The organism is Peribacillus sp. FSL K6-5616, from assembly GCF_038008245.1.
Taxonomy (GTDB): domain Bacteria; phylum Bacillota; class Bacilli; order Bacillales; family DSM-1321; genus Peribacillus; species Peribacillus frigoritolerans.
In genome coordinates, this window is record NZ_JBBOYT010000001.1 from 571,111 (window position 1) to 589,396 (window position 18,286).

General features: G+C 36.9%; 13 protein-coding genes and 1 pseudogene. 13 read left to right on the forward strand and 1 reads right to left on the reverse strand.

Translation table 11 applies throughout. From position 1 onward, the window contains the following. Positions 1–51: 51 nt before the first annotated feature. The 8 genes from allB to MHB45_RS02755 all read left to right on the forward strand — a co-directional run bounded on the left by allB (position 52) and on the right by MHB45_RS02755 (position 10,158). Entirely contained in the window at positions 52–1,434 is a 1,383-nt protein-coding gene (gene allB / locus MHB45_RS02720; RefSeq protein ID WP_048689614.1) for an allantoinase AllB, read from the forward strand. Positions 1,435–1,601: 167 nt separating this feature from the next. After that, the gene (locus MHB45_RS02725; protein ID WP_072272511.1) at positions 1,602–2,357 is read left to right on the forward strand and encodes an IclR family transcriptional regulator; all 756 of its coding nucleotides are present in this window, start codon (positions 1,602–1,604) and stop codon (positions 2,355–2,357) included. Positions 2,358–2,628: 271 nt separating this feature from the next. Beyond that, complete coding sequence (locus MHB45_RS02730; protein WP_034314956.1) at positions 2,629–3,453, forward strand: transketolase; 825 nt, start codon at positions 2,629–2,631, stop codon at positions 3,451–3,453. 1 nt (position 3,454) lies between these two features. Then, positions 3,455–4,402, forward strand: coding sequence for a transketolase family protein (locus MHB45_RS02735; RefSeq protein ID WP_048689607.1), 948 nt, complete (start codon positions 3,455–3,457; stop codon positions 4,400–4,402). A gap of 33 nt (positions 4,403–4,435) precedes the next feature. Beyond that, positions 4,436–5,890 (forward strand): four-carbon acid sugar kinase family protein, encoded by a 1,455-nt coding sequence (locus tag MHB45_RS02740; protein WP_048689604.1) that lies wholly within the window; start codon positions 4,436–4,438, stop codon positions 5,888–5,890. Then, positions 5,891–7,648, forward strand: coding sequence for a thiamine pyrophosphate-binding protein (locus MHB45_RS02745; protein WP_048689601.1), 1,758 nt, complete (start codon positions 5,891–5,893; stop codon positions 7,646–7,648). An 83-nt stretch (positions 7,649–7,731) separates the two neighbouring features. Further along, the gene (locus tag MHB45_RS02750) at positions 7,732–8,712 is read left to right on the forward strand and encodes a sugar phosphate isomerase/epimerase family protein (RefSeq protein WP_235443540.1); all 981 of its coding nucleotides are present in this window, start codon (positions 7,732–7,734) and stop codon (positions 8,710–8,712) included. 201 nt (positions 8,713–8,913) lie between these two features. Then, a complete protein-coding gene (locus MHB45_RS02755) occupies positions 8,914–10,158 on the forward strand; it encodes an allantoate amidohydrolase (RefSeq protein ID WP_072272512.1) in 1,245 nt (414 codons plus the stop codon). A gap of 343 nt (positions 10,159–10,501) precedes the next feature. On the opposite strand, the gene MHB45_RS02760 is transcribed toward MHB45_RS02755, so the two are convergent. Further along, on the reverse strand, positions 10,502–12,154 hold the full coding sequence (locus MHB45_RS02760; RefSeq protein WP_048689596.1) for a PucR family transcriptional regulator: 1,653 nt from the start codon (positions 12,152–12,154) through the stop codon (positions 10,502–10,504). 726 nt (positions 12,155–12,880) lie between these two features. On the opposite strand from MHB45_RS02760, the gene MHB45_RS02765 reads away from it, so the two are divergent. The 5 genes and pseudogenes from MHB45_RS02765 to MHB45_RS02785 form a co-directional block, all read left to right on the forward strand. Beyond that, the gene (locus tag MHB45_RS02765; protein ID WP_048689595.1) at positions 12,881–14,233 is read left to right on the forward strand and encodes an allantoinase; all 1,353 of its coding nucleotides are present in this window, start codon (positions 12,881–12,883) and stop codon (positions 14,231–14,233) included. Between the two features lie 547 nt (positions 14,234–14,780). Continuing rightward, positions 14,781–15,545 carry a (S)-ureidoglycine aminohydrolase gene (allE, locus tag MHB45_RS02770; protein ID WP_048678712.1) on the forward strand — a complete coding sequence of 255 codons (765 nt, stop codon included), beginning with the start codon at positions 14,781–14,783 and terminating at the stop codon, positions 15,543–15,545. A 128-nt stretch (positions 15,546–15,673) separates the two neighbouring features. Continuing rightward, positions 15,674–16,057, forward strand: a complete 384-nt coding sequence (locus tag MHB45_RS02775; RefSeq protein WP_207117649.1) for a cupin domain-containing protein — start codon at positions 15,674–15,676, stop codon at positions 16,055–16,057. A gap of 223 nt (positions 16,058–16,280) precedes the next feature. Beyond that, positions 16,281–17,585: a uracil/xanthine transporter gene (locus tag MHB45_RS02780; protein WP_048678715.1), complete on the forward strand. Its 1,305-nt coding sequence runs from the start codon at positions 16,281–16,283 to the stop codon at positions 17,583–17,585. A gap of 201 nt (positions 17,586–17,786) precedes the next feature. Beyond that, positions 17,787–18,245, forward strand: a pseudogene (locus tag MHB45_RS02785) (malate synthase G); the annotation flags it as partial. Positions 18,246–18,286: the final 41 nt, after the last annotated feature.

Here is an 18,286-nt window from a genome sequence, read left to right on the forward strand (position 1 = left end):
GGCAATTGAACAATGTCAATATACTGAAAATTGCAAAAAGGGGTTGGGAGAATGAAGTTTGATTTAGTTATAAAGAACGGAAATGTAGTAATTGAAAATACAGTGGAACAACTAGATATCGGTATACTTCATGGTAAAATTGCAGAAATTTCAAAAGAAATAGCCGGAGAATCTGCTGAAATCATAGATGCTGCTCATCAATATGTCATGCCTGGGATGATAGATGCCCATGTCCATATTTGCGAGCCAGGCAGAACGGAGTGGGAAGGGTTTGAAACAGGAACTCAAGCACTGGCTGCAGGAGGGACAACATCATTTGTAGATATGCCATTAAACGCTTTGCCGGCAACGACTACAAAGAGTTCACTGCATTTAAAATTAAGATCTGCTGAAAATAAGGCGTATGTTGATTATGCTTTGTATGGTGGATTAGTTCCTGATAATCTCCAAGATTTAGAGGACCTTTCTAACGAAGGTGTTGTGGCCTTCAAATGTTTTATGGCAACATGTGGCAGTGAGGAAATTGGAGATTTTAAAAATGTTGATGATTTTACTCTATATCAAGGTATGAAAAAACTATCGGAATTGGGGCATATTTTATCTATACATGCTGAGAATGCAGAGCTTACTGATAAACTGGCAATTGAAAAGAAAAAACAAGGGAAGACAACAGCAAGAGATTATTTAGAGTCCCGCCCTATTTTTACTGAGGTTGATGCTGTAAAACGTGCTTTGTTATTGGGTAAAGAGACTGGATGCAAATTACATTTTGTTCATATTAGCAGTGAAGAGGCTGTTGAAGAAATCCTTAAAGCACGTAAACTAGGCCAAGAGGTTACGATAGAATCGTGTCCTCACTATTTCACGTTGGATATGGAAACCTTTGAAAGGATAGGACCTGTTGCGAAATGCGCCCCACCGCTTCGTACTAAAACAGAACAAGATAAATTATGGGAAGCTCTTAAGGAAGGGAAAATTGATATCCTGGCCTCAGACCATTCCCCATGTCCTCCAGAAATGAAGCAGAGCAACACCAATAATATGTTTGAAGTGTGGGGAGGGATTAGTGGTTGCCAAAATAATGTTGATTTAATGTTTGACGAGGCTGTTAAGAAACGTGGGGTTTCTGTAAGTGATTTTTCAAAGATGATTGCGACAAAACCTGCAGAAATATTCAACTTAAGAAATAAAGGAAGCATTAAAGTTTCCTATGACGCTGATATCATTCTTCTTGATCCAAATAAATCATACACCATTCAGCCAGAAGATTTGTATTACCGTCATCAACATAGCCCTTATGTTGGAAGACAGATTAACTGTCGAGTGACGAAAACGTTTGTAAGAGGACAACTAGTATTTGATTTTGAGAAAGGGATTGTTAGTCATCCAATTGGGAAGTTCATTTCGGCAAAAAATAGTTTCGTACAAGCATAAAGTTATGTAAAGAAGGTTGACCCAAAAGGGCACTTTAGTTGCCCTTAATGGCGTCATACCTTCTTTTTTGGTTTATTTTTTGACTGGTATTATGTCTAGGTATTGCTCTTGTGGTAAAATAAAGAAACAGGATCAGTAATATAGGATTTAATCGGAGGTTAATATAAATGGTTAAGTCAGTAGATAGGGCATTAACAATTATTTCATTAGTGAGCAAGCGTAAAGAAGGGATTGGGGTTACTGAGCTGGCCTCCAACCTAGATTTAAATAAAAGCTCTATATTCAGATTATTAAGTACTCTTGTAGATCATGGATTCATCGAACAAAATCCTGAAACTAAAAAATATAGATTAGGCTATAAATATTTAGAATTAAGTTCGATGCTGCTTGAATCTATTGACTTGAGAACTCAAGCTAAACCATTTCTGGAAGAGTTAGAATCACATATTAATGAAGTGATCCACTTGACCGTATATGATCAAGGAGAGGTAATCTATATTGAAAAACTTGAGGGAAGTGAAACCCTTAGAACACATTCACAAGTAGGGAGACGTGCCCCAATGCATTGTACGGCAGTTGGGAAGGTAATCTTGGCCCATCTGCCATTAAATGAGATCGTAGATATAATTGACAAGCATGGTTTACCAGAACATACTGAACAAACGATTACCGATAAAGAATCCTTTTTTAAAGAATTGGGAAAAATAAGGAACGAAGGTATTGGTATGGAAATTGAAGAAAATGAACAAGGAATCACCTGTATTGCAGCGCCAATTTTTGATAATCGGAAGAAAATTACCGCTGCTGTTAGTATATCAGGACCAAGCATCCGAATGACTGAAGAAAGATTAACTGAAATTAAACCAATTATAATGGATATTGGTAAAAAGATTTCCAAGAGGCTTGGTTATACAGATAATTAAATTAATGTGAAAAAGAATTGGTATAAGACCAATTCTTTTTTTGTGGAAATTTATTGAATCAAGTTTATCTTCGAATAGGAACATTGGTGTTTTGTCCTACGAAAATTTTATAAAAAATTTAATGGTAAAATACTTGAAATATTCAAAAAACGGTGATAATATCAAAATAAGAAACAAGGTTAGTTAATAAGCAACAAATTACTTATTTTTTTTTTTTAATCATTTAATGAAACTGCGTTGCTTATTATGCGACTAAAAGGAGGAGTAAATAGTGGATTTTTCTAAAGAGAAAGGCGAATTTTATAATAATCTAACGAAAACAATTCGTCGGCACATAGTTAAAATGACGAACCATGCAGGAAGTGGTCATCCCGGTGGTTCTTTATCGGCAACTGAATTAATGTCCGTCCTATTTTTTGAACACATGAATGTTGATCCCGACAACCCAGATTGGCAAGACCGAGATTGTTTCTTCTTATCTAAGGGGCATTGTACACCTGTATTTTATTCAGTATTAGCTGAAAAAGGTTTCTTCCCGGTTGAAGAGTTAATGACCTTCAGGGATGTTGACGGTAGGTTACATGGACATCCATGTGGAGAGCATATTCCAGGTGTAGACATATCTTCAGGATCACTTGGTCAAGGATTATCGGTAGCTAATGGCGTTGGATTAATTGCAAAACTGGATGGCAGCAATAGAAGATCATATTGCATGATAGGTGATGGAGAATTACAAGAAGGTCAAGTTTGGGAAGCGGCAATGACAACTGCACATTACAATCTTGATAACGTTTGTGCGATTATTGACTGGAACAAAATTCAACTTGATGATTTTGTTGAAAATGTAAAAGGTGTAAAAAATCTTGGTGATAAATTTAGAGCTTTCGGTTGGCACGTTGTTGAAATTGATGGTCATGATATTCATGCAGTTAATGAAGCGTATAAAGAAGCTAAACGCACTAAAGGCAGACCTACTGCAATTCTAGCTCATACGGTTAAAGGCAAGGGAGTTTCATTTATGGAAGATACCCATGATTGGCATGGAATGGCTCCGAATGATGAGCAATTAGAAATCGCTTTAAAGGAGTTGGCTTAAGATGGCAAATCAAGAAGCACCACGTAAAGGTTTTGCTGATGCACTAATTAGACTTGGAGAAAAACATGACAATTTAGTGGTACTTGACGCGGACTGCGCAAAATCGAATATGACAAATCTATATAAAAATAGATTTCCAGAACGCTTTTTCAACATCGGTATTTCTGAATGTGATTTAGTAGGTACCGCAGCCGGTATGGCAGTGGCGGGTAAAGTACCATTTGCCAATGCTTATGCAAACTTCCTTACTGGGCGCGCATTTGATCAAATGAGAATTTCAGTCTGTTATTCAAATAACAATGTGAAAATTGTCGGTCATAACGCTGGTACATCAGCTGCTCAAGAAGGTGCAACACATTTACCGCTTGAAGATATTTCTTTAATGCGATCACTTCCACGTATGACTGTAATTGTTCCAGCTGATGCGGTGGAAATGGAAAAAGCAGTAGAAGCTGCTTATTACCATGAAGGACCAATTTACCTCCGAGTTGGCAAATTACCAGTACCGATCGTTACCAAAAAAGAAGAACCATTCAAAATAGGTAAAGCAATTAAATACCGTGAAGGATCTGATATTACAATCATCAGTACTGGGATAATGCTTGATGAATCACTAAAAGCGGCAGGTGAATTGGAAAAGCAAGGCGTAAGCGCCGAACTTTTACACATCCATACAATTAAACCTATTGATAAAGAAGCCATTATTGCATCTGCTGCGAAAACAAAACATGTCATCACAGTTGAAGAGCATTCAATTATAGGTGGATTAGGTAGTGCTGTTGCTGAAGTATTGTCGGAAAGCCAACCAGCTAAATTAAGAAGAATCGGTACAAATGACCGTTTTGGGGTTTCTGGAAAAATGGATGAATTACTTGATTTATTTGAATTAAGAGCACACCGTATTATTTCTACTGCAAATGAATTATTAGGGCATAGAGTAACTAGCTAATCACATTTTTAGATAATGAAAGGGGGAGGGTTTTTGTCAAACGCAACCCAATATCTAAGTTTAAAGGATACTTTAGACCTCTTCTCTAAATCGGATGACAGCCTTCGTGCTGAAATCAAAGCACATTTAAATCAAACAAAACATAAGTTTATCGTTTTAGATGATGATCCAACCGGTGTCCAAACGGTACATGATATTTTTGTCATCACGGACTGGGGAAAAGACTGGATTAAAAAAGGATTATCTGATGAGAGAAGTGTACTTTATATTTTAACAAACACAAGAAGTTATAATGCAGAAAAGACGGAAAAGATCAATAGGGAGATTGTCCAAAACATTGTTGACGTTACTCAGGAAATGGGAATCAATTATTCAATTATCAGTAGAAGTGACTCAACATTAAGAGGGCATTATCCACTTGAAATTAATGTGCTCCAAGATGAATTATTAAAAACTGCTGATGTACAAATTTCAGGTCATTTAATCATTCCGGCTTTTTTTGAAGCACATCGTTACACCATAGATAATATTCATTATTTAGGTATGGAAGGCCAGCTTGTCCCAGTAAATGAAACAGAATTTGCGAATGATTCCGTTTTCGGTTTCAAAACCGCTAATTTGCCGAAATGGATTGAAGAAAAGACAAATGGAAGCGTAGCTTCAGAGTCAGCATTGATCATTTCACTGGAAGATATTCACAATGGCGGCATTGATAGAGTTTATGAGATTTTACAATCTGCTAACAATAATACTCCTATTATAGTAAATGCTATATCTTACTATGATTTAGACATCGTATCATTAGCTGTCCTTAAAGCAATTGATTCTGGCAAGCAATTCTTGTTTAGAACTGCAGCATCCATTGTAAAATCGATTGCGGGAATTCAGGATCGTCCATATTTATCAGCTAATGAGATTGTTTCAAATGATGAAAGCCAAAACAATGGTGGATTTATTATAGTAGGTTCTCACACGAATAAAACTACGGAACAAATTAAGGAACTAATGAATAAATACCCGATTGAACAAATCGAAATGAATGTTGTGAAAGTTCTAAATAAAGAAACAAGAATTGAAGAGCTAACACGAGTATGTCAATTAGTAGATCAAAATATTTCTTCTAATCGCGATACGCTTGTATATACGAGTAGAGATTTAATTAGTGCGAAAGATAAGGAAGAAAACTTGAAGATTAGTCAAACTGTTTCAAGTTGTTTAGTTAAAGTTATTCGCTCACTAAAAGTAAAGCCGAAATTCATCATGGCAAAAGGCGGTATAACTTCGAGTGATGTGGCAACTGACGGCTTAGATATTAAATATGCAAAAATTTTAGGGCAAGCGATCGCCGGTGTTCCAGTATGGTTAACCGGAAGTGAAGCTAAGTTCAAAGATACACCTTATATCGTATTTCCAGGCAACGTTGGGGATAAAGATTCAATTGCTCAAATCTTTGAAAATATAAAAAAGGATCAAAAGGGAGAGATATAAATGGCTAAACAAAAAATGACAGCTGCTGAGTTAATTGCCTTGTATTTAGAAAAAAGAGGGGTGAAACATGTTTACGGTGTACCGGGAGCTGCAATTTTACCATTCTATGATGCAATTAAAGAATTAACTAAAATTGAATCATATATAGTTCGTCACGAGCAAACGGGGGCTTTCATGGCTGATGGTTATTCAAGAGCAACTGGTGAAGTGGGCGTATGTGCTGCCACTTCAGGTCCTGGCGGAACTAACTTCTTAACCGGCCTTTACGGTGCATGGATGGATTCCATTCCAATGATAGCCATTACCGGTCAACAAAAAAATAGTTTAATTGGAACCATGCAATTCCAAGAAGCGCCTATCGTTGAAATGGCAAAGCCTGTAACGAAAGCTGCGTACCGTTTAACTGACGGTTCGAAAGCTGCTGAATTTATCCATGAAGCATGGGTAACAGCTACTACTGGCAGAAAAGGTCCAGTTCTTCTTGATTTACCAGTTGATCAACAAAAAGTTGAAATAGAAGTCGACTTAGATGTGCTTATCGGTTCTACTCCAGTCGATAACTTACCACAAGCTTCTGACGCTGATATAGAGAAAACATTGGAATTATTAAAAGATGCCAAAAGACCGGTCTTACTTTCTGGTGGAGGGGTCAACATTGCAAACGCTACCAATGAATTGAAAGCGTTAGCTGAAGAACTGCAAATCCCTGTAGTAACTTCTGGCATGGGGATGGATACTTTCCCTAACGATCACCCTTTATTCGCTGGACGTATGGGAACGATGCTTGATACTCCATTCGGTAACAAAACAATTGTTGAAGCTGACTTAGTCATCAACCTTGCCGGACGTTTCGCTGATCGTTCAACTGGTAATGTGTCGGTATTCACACAAAACGGTAAGAAAATCATCCATGTAAATCTTGATAATAAGGAAATTGGTAAAGTTGTACCAACGATTTTAGGTATCGTTTCTGATGTTAAAACATTCATGGTTAAACTTGCAGAAGCCCATAAAGCACTTGGTGCTCATGTAGCTGCAACTGCCGAAGTAGGTACTAGAGTTAACTTAACTGAAGAGCGTAAGAAATGGGCACGTAAAACGGATTACACAACACTTCCAATCAGACAAGAGCGTGCATTGCGAGAGCTTCGTGAATTCTTAGATCGCGATGCCTTCGTATCACATGACTGCGGTATCAGCCAAATCTGGTCCTCTCAATTATTTGAAACGTATGTACCAAGAACATACTTATTAACTGGTGGTGCGGGGACAATGGGTTGGGGCCTTGGTGCAGCAATGGCAGCGAAACTTGCATTTCCTGAAAGACAAAGTGTAAACATCCTTGGTGATGGAAGCTTAGGGATGTCATTACAAGATATTGCTACAGCTGCAAAGCATGATATTCCGGTCATTATTTTCTGTATGAATAACTCATTAATGGGATTAATTCGTCAACAACAAAACTGGTTCTATAATGAACGTCAAATTTCTACGGACTTAATTTACAAAAATGAATTATGTGATAATGAAGAGCGAGGAATCGACTTTGTTAAAACGGCTGAAGGTATGGGTGTTCGTGGTGAGCTTGTTACACATTATGATGATATCAAACCAGCTCTGCAACGTGCAGTAGACTCAGGTAAACCATATTTAATCGAAGTTATAGTTGATCCAGATCCTAAGAACGCATGTGAATTCTCTAATAACGGTGCACTTAACGGCTTCAAATACTCTGAAAAAATTGATTATTCAAAATAATAACCAACTTTATGGAAGTGATTTTTTTGAAGCAATGGGATATAACCTATTGCTTCAAAAGACATATTGACTGTACTTAAATAATGGGTTTATTAAAGGAGGGAAGCCGAAAAATCGGCGAAACTATGTCAGCAAATCTTCATAATTCTATGAAAGTCGGAATTGTTCACTTTATGGCTTATCCGGAAACAATGGGTGGAGATGGCCCAGCTGTTGAAACAATTAAGAAAATTGTACAAGATGATTTTTTCTCTGGAATTGAAATTACATCTATTAATAATCCTGAAGAACGTAAAGAGGCTGCTCAAATTTTACAATCCGGTGGAATGAATGTAGGATTTGGTGCACAACCGATTCTATTAAGAAACAAAGGAAACCTTAACTCTTTTGATGAAGCTGAGCGTAGGAGGGCTATCGATTTAGTAAAAGGCGGAATTGACCAGGCTTACGAAGTAAATGCTGCTAAACTTGGTTTCTTAAGTGGGGCTAAACCAGATACTCAACAAGATGTTGCCTTACAATTACTAACGAATTCTATCAAAGAATTATGCGATTATGCAAAATCTAAAGGTGATTTAGTACTCTCACTTGAAACATTTGATGATGAGACTGATAAGAAATGTCTAATCGGTTCGAATAAACTTGCTGTTGAAGTTGCAAAAGAAGTTCGTAAGGTAGATCCCACTTTCGGTTTAATGCTTGATTTAAGTCATTTACCAATGCAACGTGAAACGTCTCATGATGCATTAACGGTAGCTCGTGATTATATTAACCATGCCCATATCGGAAATTGCTATATTAAAGATACTTCTGATCCTGCTTACGGCGATCAGCATCCGCGTTTCGGATATCCAGGAAGTGAAGTTGATGTTCCTGAATTAGCGGAGTATTTACGATCTCTATTAGATATTGGTTACATCGGTGAAGGTATAAAGAATATAGTCGCTTTTGAAGTAAAACCTGTCGGTACAGAATCATCTGATATTGTAATTGCACAGTCAAAACGTACTCTCGTTGATGCATGGTCATTATTACATTCGAAAAAAGGGCGTTTAGTTAGTTAGCCTATATATATGTACGATATGTATTAAACGGTGACAAGTGCTTTTGCTTGTCATCGTTTAATCTAACTTTTAATTAGCTTATCATGCAGAATTCCTATTGAGCAACGACTAAATAAGGTGTTAATATGACATTGCATTAAATAACTGGATTTAAATAACAAAAATTTTTCTTAGAGATTAAATTGGCAGGGAAGTGATCGATTGGTTAAACTTCAGAAGGATGTTGATGCTATAAGAATCAACACTAGAACCGAAGAACTTGCAGCTTGTTCATCCACATCTGTTGGTGTCACTAGACTACCTTTCACAGTGGAAAGTTTAAAAGCAGAAAGTCTAGTTGAAGAGTGGATGAAAGCAGCTGGGATGACGGTAAGAAAAGATGCTCTTAATAATATAATCGGACGTTATGAAGGGAAAAATCCTGCAGCTCCAGTTTTAATGATTGGTTCACATTTAGATAGCGTGATTGAAGCAGGTAAATATGATGGTATTTTAGGAGTTATAACTGGAATAGAAGTTGTTCAAACTCTTAAGGATAATGGCATTATATTATACAATCCAATCGAAGTGGTAGGTTTTTGTGATGAGGAAGGAGTAAGGTTTCACTCAACGTTCCTTGGTAGTAAAGCAATTGCAGGAACTTTTACTGCTGAAGATTTAGAAAGAGCAGATGAACAAGGAATAACAATTGCTGAAGCATTAAAAGGAATTGGTATTGCTGACCCATATGCTTATAAAAACGCTAGTCGTACTCCAGAAGAACTTCTCGCTTATTTGGAACTTCATATCGAACAGGGGCCTGTGCTTGAGAAGGAGAATGAACCTGTCGGCATAGTTCGTGGGATTGCTGGTGCTACAAGATTCTATTTTGAAATTATCGGGAAACCTGGACATGCAGGAACAGTTCCTGTTGCCCTTAGACAAGATGCGCTTTTAGGAGCTAGTGATCTCATTTCCTACATTGAGAACATCGCTATCCAAAATGAACCATTAGTGGCGACCATCGGTAAACTTACTGTAAGCCCGGGTGCTAGTAATGTAATACCTGGCCTTGTAACAGGAACGCTGGATATCCGTGATTTAAATGTGGATCGTAAGAAAAAAGCCATTGATGCCATATTAACTGAAAGTGAAAGAGTAGCAAAAGCTAGAGGACTCCAAATTCATTTTGAACAGGTCATGGAAGCCGATCCTGTATACAGTGATGAACAATTGATTAAAGTAATCGAGGAGTCCATTAGCGAACTGGAAGGCAGTGCCATCAGTCTTGTAAGCGGTGCTGGTCACGATGCAATGGCTATGGCGGATGTAACGAATGTTGCAATGATTTTCGTTCGTTGTAAAGATGGTCTTAGTCATCACCCTGATGAATTCGTGACTGTAGAGGATATGGGTGCAGGAGCTAGAGTCCTTTACTCTACAGTGATTAAGATAGCCACAAAATAATATTGAGGAACTTATAAGTTTTGGCTATCAACTAAAAGAGAACTTACAAAAAAAACTCGTGATCCGACTGTATCGGATCACGAGTTTTTTCAAAATGAATACATTTCAATTTTAGGACAGAGAGCCTTCATTCGATGAAATAGTCATGCGTAACGACAATGATCCAATGTAATAAAAGGAGTTCTGTATGTTCATAAAAAAGCCACTGAAATTCCTGGATTCCTCCATAATCCAAGACACTTCCAGAAAATAAAGTCTAGATTTACTCTTTATATTGATCTCTGTCTGCGTGGGCAGTTTACCTTCAGTCAATATCTACTTTAGTAGTAATTACAATATCTTATTAATCACTATTACCCCTGAAAATTGAACTCATGAGTAAAGCTATACGTAAATGAAGTGAGTTTTTTGAATCATGAACGGAATAATTCAACATGTCCTCACATTTGGCAATTCGGTATTTAACGGTATTACGGTGAACAAACAGTTTCCTGGATGTAATAGCAAGTTCACAATTATTATCCAAATATACCAATAAGGTATTAACTAAGTCTTTTTCATCTTTATTTTTCGGGTAGGATAGAGAACGTAAAGTATTTTCATAAAATTTTTTTAAATCTTTTTCGGGAATTAACCGAATCAGTTCGATTAATTGCTTGGTTTCGTAAAAGTTGATAAATTTATTTTGAAACAGTTCAGCCCCATTTGTCCATGCTTCCACTGCCTCTTCATATGTAAGGTGGATATAGGTAAGGTCATTAGAAAAGTTACCAACTCCAAACGACAACGAAATTTTTAGATTTGAATAAGCCTCATTCTGGAATTCCTTCAGCCTTTCTTCTATTATGCTTTTAATCGAATCATTAATATTCAGAGGAGCTTGCATCAAAATAACAAAATATCCATCTTTCATAAAAACGATGTTGTTAGTATCTATTTTTAAAAATGATTTATGTAAAAATTTATATAAATAGTCGTATAATCTATTCATTATGTCTGCACTTTTTTGTAAAGCGTTTTGTTTATCATCATCAATCTTACATACAATGCATACGTATTTCATATTGTCGATTAAGCCATGCTGTTTTCCCCTATGAATAATTTCTTGTTTGTTAGAAATCTTTCCATCAACAAGGGAAGCAAAAAAGTTATTTTCTAACAAACGGCTGTTTTCTCTAATAGCCTCGTTTTTAAGCAGCGTGAATGAAATGACTGTTGATGCTTGTTCTATAGCTAATTGTGATGATGGGTATGAAAGCTTCTCAGGGTCAAGAATTAATAGAAAATAGGGATAGGGACGCATTGTTTTCACCCGAAACATTTTTATAGAAATATCCGTATTTTGGATGTCGATTGTGAGCTGGTTTTTCTCTAGGTATGTTTCTATATCACGTTTAATGTGTTCTTGAACATTTTTCATAACGATTTTCATATTTCCTGTACGAAAATGATGAGAAAAGGATGTCACATCACCAATAGGATCAAGTAGGAGAACAGGACATTTTAATAGGGAGCCAAGATTTTCAATTAAAGAATTCAGACTGTAGCCTTTTATCATCATATTGGTAAATTCCTTGTGAATATGCATCGCATAGAATAACTCTTCAATTTGGTTATCCCATATAAAGCTTAATAATTGATGAGCAACCGCACCTAATGTTAATGTCTCTGGAATTTGAATGATTGGAAATTCTAATGAGTCAGCCAATTCGATTACATCCTGCGGGATCTTATCAATGAATCTTTTAAGTTTAATGGCAATCCCTGCACATGGAAGTTCATTAATTTGGGAAATGAGATTGCATAATGCATGGGGGTCGTTTTTAAAAGCGTATCCTGTTGTCAATAATAGGGAGTTCTTAGCTAAAAAATTGATGGCATCTGGTGTTTCTGAAATCTCAATTGATTCTACTTTCCTTTTAAGTCCGGCATGTCCAGCAATAATTTTGGCTTCTTGAAACACATCAACGATAAATAAATCTTCTACCTTTTTCATCATACACCTTCTAATTCTACATTTTGTCAGTTTTTATTACTAGAAAGGGAAGCAAACGAATCTTGTTAAATTTGGACAAAAATTTAAAGTTTACATCGCATAATGATTTTGTGAATGAATCCGCTTATAATCAATTGTATAGAGGATTGAAGGTTAATGAAACTGTTTTCAAGATTTTTTTTTACATTCCATAAATCCCAAGTTTTTTATTATATTTAGAAACATATTTATATTTTGAGCGCATACAATTCGCCAGTTTTTGCCTGCTCTCAAGCTATTATTTGCTCTATCATTTTTCTCAGGTACGATGCTCGCATTCGTTCATCTATATTGTTTTTGTTTAAAAAGTGCAACAGAAACGAGAGGATGTGGTTAAAGGGGCTTAATTGATGGAAAAGTGAAATGGTCAGTAAAAGAGTCTGAATATTTAAAAATCACTTTTGCCTTGGCGAGGAAATGCCGTACAAAACAAGATAACAGTCAAGGCTGCGCATCTCGCTTCCTGTTCATAAAGGTGGATGCGATTCTTTCCAAAATTGCTTGATAGAAAGTGGAATCTACTAAATCTCAAAACGATGTTCAGAATGTAATAGGTGTATTTCATTCCAAATATTTACGTTCCAACAGCCCAAAGCAAGATGTTCGTTTCTTCATTATGCAACTGTAAAAGAGGATTGGCCTTGTAGTTTTTATAAAATTTGATTTCCCATAGAAAGGAATGAACCTATGGCTACATATGATTTACTCATTAGAAATGGAAATCTTGTAATGTTTGATTCGATTGTTCAAGGAGATATTGCAATTAAGGAAGGGAAAATTAAAGAAGTGACTATCGGAAAAAATATTGATGCTATAGCAACAAGAGAAATTAATGCTGAGGGGCAGCACATCCTCCCAGGATTAATTGATTCTCATGTTCATTTCAACGAGCCAGGCAGAACTGAGTGGGAAGGTGTTCAAACTGGCAGCAGAAGTTTAGCGGCAGGTGGGGTGACAACCTATTTTGATATGCCATTGAACAGTACACCGCCAACAATCAATAAAGAATATTTGGCATTAAAGAGAGCTTGCTCAGAAGAAAAGTCGGTGGTCAATTGCCGCTTTTGGGGTGGACTTATACCAGAAAATATCGAGAATATTAAGGAACTTGATGAAAATGGAGTAATTGGATTTAAAGCTTTTATGTCACCGAGCGGAATTGTCGATTTCAATCATGTCGATGATATTACGATTTTTAAAGGGATGAGAGAAATTGCCTCTGTAGGTTCACTTTTAGCCGTTCATGCTGAAAGTACAGTCATTTGTGATCAGCTTGCACAAGAAAAACAAAGACAAAATAAGACGACTGCAAAAGACTTCGTCGAATCAAGACCGATAATTTCCGAAATTGAAGCGGTAAGAAGAATAATTTCATATGCAGAAGCTACAGGGTGTAAGCTGCATATTGTTCATGCGAGCAGCCGCAAAGTAGTGGAAGTCATCAATCAGGCAAAGCAAAGAGGCCTGGATATTACGGTAGAAACATGCCCTCATTATTTATCTTTGACATTAAAAGACTTAGAGGAAAAAGGAGGTTTGGCAAAATGCTGCCCTCCACTGCGTGATGATGAAGAAGTGGAACAATTATGGGAAGCTGTAGCAAACGGTGAAATTGACGTAATAGCATCCGACCATTCACCAGCACCTGCCTCTATGAAAGAAGTAATAAATGATGACTTTTTCAGTGCCTGGGGTGGGATTTCCGGTGCCCAATCTACGCTCAATATTATGTTGACAGAGGGGCATTTCAACCGTAATCTTCCTCTGGGGAAAATTGTTGAATTAACATCAACGAATCCAGCTAAGTTATTTGGCCTTTATCCCCATAAAGGGATAATAGCCGTTGATAGCGATGCTGATCTGGCGATAGTTAATCTGAACAAAAGCTTCGAGCTGAAAAAGGAAGATTTGTTCTACCGCCATCAACAGTCGCCTTATGTTGGCAGGACATTTAAAGGGCAAGTAACAACAACGATCGTCAATGGGGCTATTGTTTTTGAAAATGGCAGCATTACCACTGTGGAAAAAATTAAAATCTAGGATTGTTAAGCTATAAAGGACTGGGGAAAATCTTATTGCACAATCTTAAAAGCAAAGGCTCTTTTCGTAAAGGTTGTTGTTTTTAAAACGAAACTATTTAAGGTTGATTGGAGCGGAAGTGCGAGACTCCTGCGGGAGCAGCGGGACAGGTGAGACCCCACAGGCGTTTACGCCGAGGAGGCTCACCACCCGCCCCGCGGAAAGCGAGCATCTGAAGGGGAAATCAACCACACCTCACTACTTGGTAAATAGCAACAAAGTATGTTAAAACAGCCAAAGCAAAAGAAGCATGTAAGGAACCAGGACCTTACCTGAAGGTAATATGTTTATCTATAATGAACAAAAATATAAAACGTTTTTATCGATAAGGCATAAAGACTAATTGAATGAAAGCGGTTAATATTTATATAAGGGACTTAATTGTTTCTAACACAGGCTAATAATATATGAAAAGAAGCTTCAATTATAAGTTGATTTATAGCGGGAACAGGGCACACCATGAGTCACATATTTCAAATAAAATACGATTAAAAGGAGAGTTTAAAAGATGGGTTATCCTAAAGATTTATTAGCAAGCAGATCAATAATTGAGCACGGTAAATATGCTTTAATTGCACCTGAAGGATTGGTTAATAATGTTGTTCCGGGATTTGAGAATTGTATCATTTCCATTTTGGGTTCTCCAAAGCTTGGAGCAAGCTTTGTCGATTACATTGTGACAATGCAAAAGGAAGGAAAGAACAGCGAAGGGTTTGGTGGACAAGAAGATGTTGAGACATTTGTTTATGTTATTGAAGGGAAAATAAAAGCTGCTGCAGGTGAACAAGAGTTTGTCCTCGATGAAAGCGGTTATTTATACTGTCCGCCAGGAACAAAGATGTATTTAGAAAACCAATCGGATGGAGATTCTAAACTATTCCTATATAAGCAAAAGTATCGTCCACTTGAAGGACGGAAGCCATGGGTTTATTCAAACCATGCGAACAACATTGAATTCAGGATTTATGATGATATGCATAATGTCCATCTTAAGGATCTATTGCCTGCTGATATAGATTTTGATATGAATTTTCATATTCTTTCCTTTGATCCTGCTGCATCTCATCCATTCATCGAAACACATGTGCAAGAACATGGAGCCTACTTACTCTCGGGAGAAGGGATGTATAACCTGGATAATCAGTGGGTTCCTGTAAAGAAAGGAGATTACATTTTCATGGGTCCATATGTACATCAAGCAGCCTATGCGGTAGGCAGAGAAAATTTAACATATGTTTACTCTAAAGATTGTAATCGTGATGCATCCTTGTAAAAGGTCACATCATTTAGAAGAAATGCGTAGATGACAACTTCAAGAGATTTAATGCGGGCAGAATTGTATTTTAGGGAGATCCGGTAAGTGTAATTCAAAACCATTAAATATAAAAGAGGTGCCGAGGTATGGACCAGAATGTAATTTTGAACAAAAAGTCGATAATTGAGGAAAGAGTTTTTGAAATCGATAAAATAGCAAAATTCGATTCTAATGCACCACAAAAAAATTATTTTTATGAAACGGATAAAACTGTTGGGGCAGTTTGGTGTCTTGAACCTGAGCAGGAAGTATTTTTACATTCCCATTCGAATGTTGATGATATTTGGGTCTGCATTGAGGGGGAAGGAACATACTTTCCTGATCTAGAGAATGAGATCACGATCAGAAAAGGAATGGTAGTATTGGCCAAGCCAAATCAAATTCATGGAATGCGTAATACAGGAAACAGTCGATTCATGTTTGTAGGCTTTGCTGCAGGGGCATTGCCTATGGATATAACAAGATATTAGAAAAAGTCTAAGATTATTAAACATTACAAAATAATTTAAGTTTCTTCTTTAAAAAACAAAAAAAGTGATTAAGGCGAAGCGATTGTAATGAAGACAGCGCTTCGCTTATATTTTTATTTTTATTTATAAAAAGTGATGAGTTGTAATTTCTACGATTAGCATCCTTAAAAACTAGCAAACAGATTTTATGAAAATCCAGAAATCGGAAATGGTGATGATTAAGATGACTCAGCAAGGAGTTACTGTAACATTATTCTCCTCTTTACAGTGGCTTTTTTTTATTTTTGCCAATACGGTTGTCGTACCAATTTCTGTAGGAGCAGCATTCCAGCTTCCTACAGAAACAATTGAAATGACGATAAGATGCTCCTTTATCTTTACAGGAATATCCTGTATTCTGCAGGCCTGGATTGGGCATCGTTATCCATTATTGGACAGCCATTCGGGGCTAATGTGGGGTCTGATGATAAATATGGGCATCTCTGCATCTGCACTCGGATTGGATTTTGCAACCGTAGGAGGAGGAATTGCAACAGGTATTTTGCTGGCTGGAGCTGTAACCGTACTGCTTGCGGCATTTAACCTGATTTATATCATACAAAAAGTAATTAAGCCGATGGTGATAAGTGTTTATATATTTTTACTGACCTTTCAGCTCATCTTTATTTTCTTCAAAGGTATGTTTAAAATAACCGAAAGTGGAACAATTGATCTCCCTGTCAGTTTGTTTTCAATCTTGATAGTCATCTTCGTTGGCTTTTTAAGGATTAAAGGAGGGAAAATACTAGGCAATTTCTCAATCCTGATCGGAATTATCGTAGGATGGTCATTATATCGAATTATTTTCCCTTCAGATCTTCCGACGGCTAGCTCTTCAGGTATGGCATTCACTTTCTTTCCACTTGGAACTCCAAACTTGAATATTGGTATTATTTTTGTTTCCTTTTTTGCGGTCCTTCTGAATTTAACGAATTCTTTCGCTTCTATTCAAGCTGTTGCAGATGTTTACAAGGAAAAGGTGGAACATAGTCAATACAGGAGATCTATTTTTGTAACAGGTATTTTTGCGTTTATCACTTCGATTTTTGGCTTGGTCCCTTTTACACCATTTACATCTACGATAGGTTTTTTACAAAGTACCAAGTTATTCAAACGAAAGCCATTCATTATAAGCGGATTTTTGTTTACTCTCCTTGGAGTTATTCCGCCATTAGGTAGATTCTTAGGAACAATACCATTAACAATAGGTAACGCTGTTTTATTTGTCGCATACCTTCAATTATTCGGGACCGCATTAAACAGCCTGAAAGGAACGTTATTCAACTCTGAAACGATACTCCGTTTAGCGGGGCCAGTCCTAGTTGGAGTTAGCATCATGAATATCCCGCCAGCATTATTCGGCAGTATACCTGTCCTCTTGCAGCCTTTCATTACAAATGGTCTCATTATGGGTGTCATTATATCGATCTTTTTGGAAAAATTTATTAATTGGAATAAATTAACAAATAAATTGGGAGTCGGGCAGTAACCGATATATCTACCTGATAATGGAAATGTAAGGTTATTATTCAAAAAAACGGGATTTCATTTTACGATTGAAGAAAAAAGGTGTACACACGATTGGACATCTCTAACGATAAACTTGAAATTGATTATAAGAAAACAAAACAATAAATTTGAGAACTTGAAATCGAAAACAAATTAAGTATTGAACCCGTTCAAAGGGAGTGATGATATTTTAGAAATCCCAGTGGTTCAAAACCCCGAATGGAGTCCGGAAGAAATTCAGCAAGAGCTGGATAACGATGCTCAAGGTATCCTCGGTTATGTTGTACGTTGGGTAGAACAAGGAATTGGTTGTTCCAAAGTACCAGATATCAACAATGTAGGGTTGATAGAAGACCGTGCCACACTAAGAATTTCGAGTCAGCATATCGCTAACTGGCTTCACGGAATTTGTACAAAAGGACAGGTTTTGGAGACTTTACAACGAATGGCTAAAGTAGTGGATGTACAAAACAGTGGAGATTCAGCCTATCAATGTATCGCGGATAATTACGACAGCTCAGTGGCGTTTCAAGCGGCATGCGACCTAGTGTTTCAAGGCTATAACCAACCAAGTGGGTATACTGAGCCTATCCTGCATCGACGACGCATTGAAGCGAAGAAAAATAAGTGTAAACATTAAGTGATTTCTGGGGCATTCAGACCAACCAGGATCCAATGTTA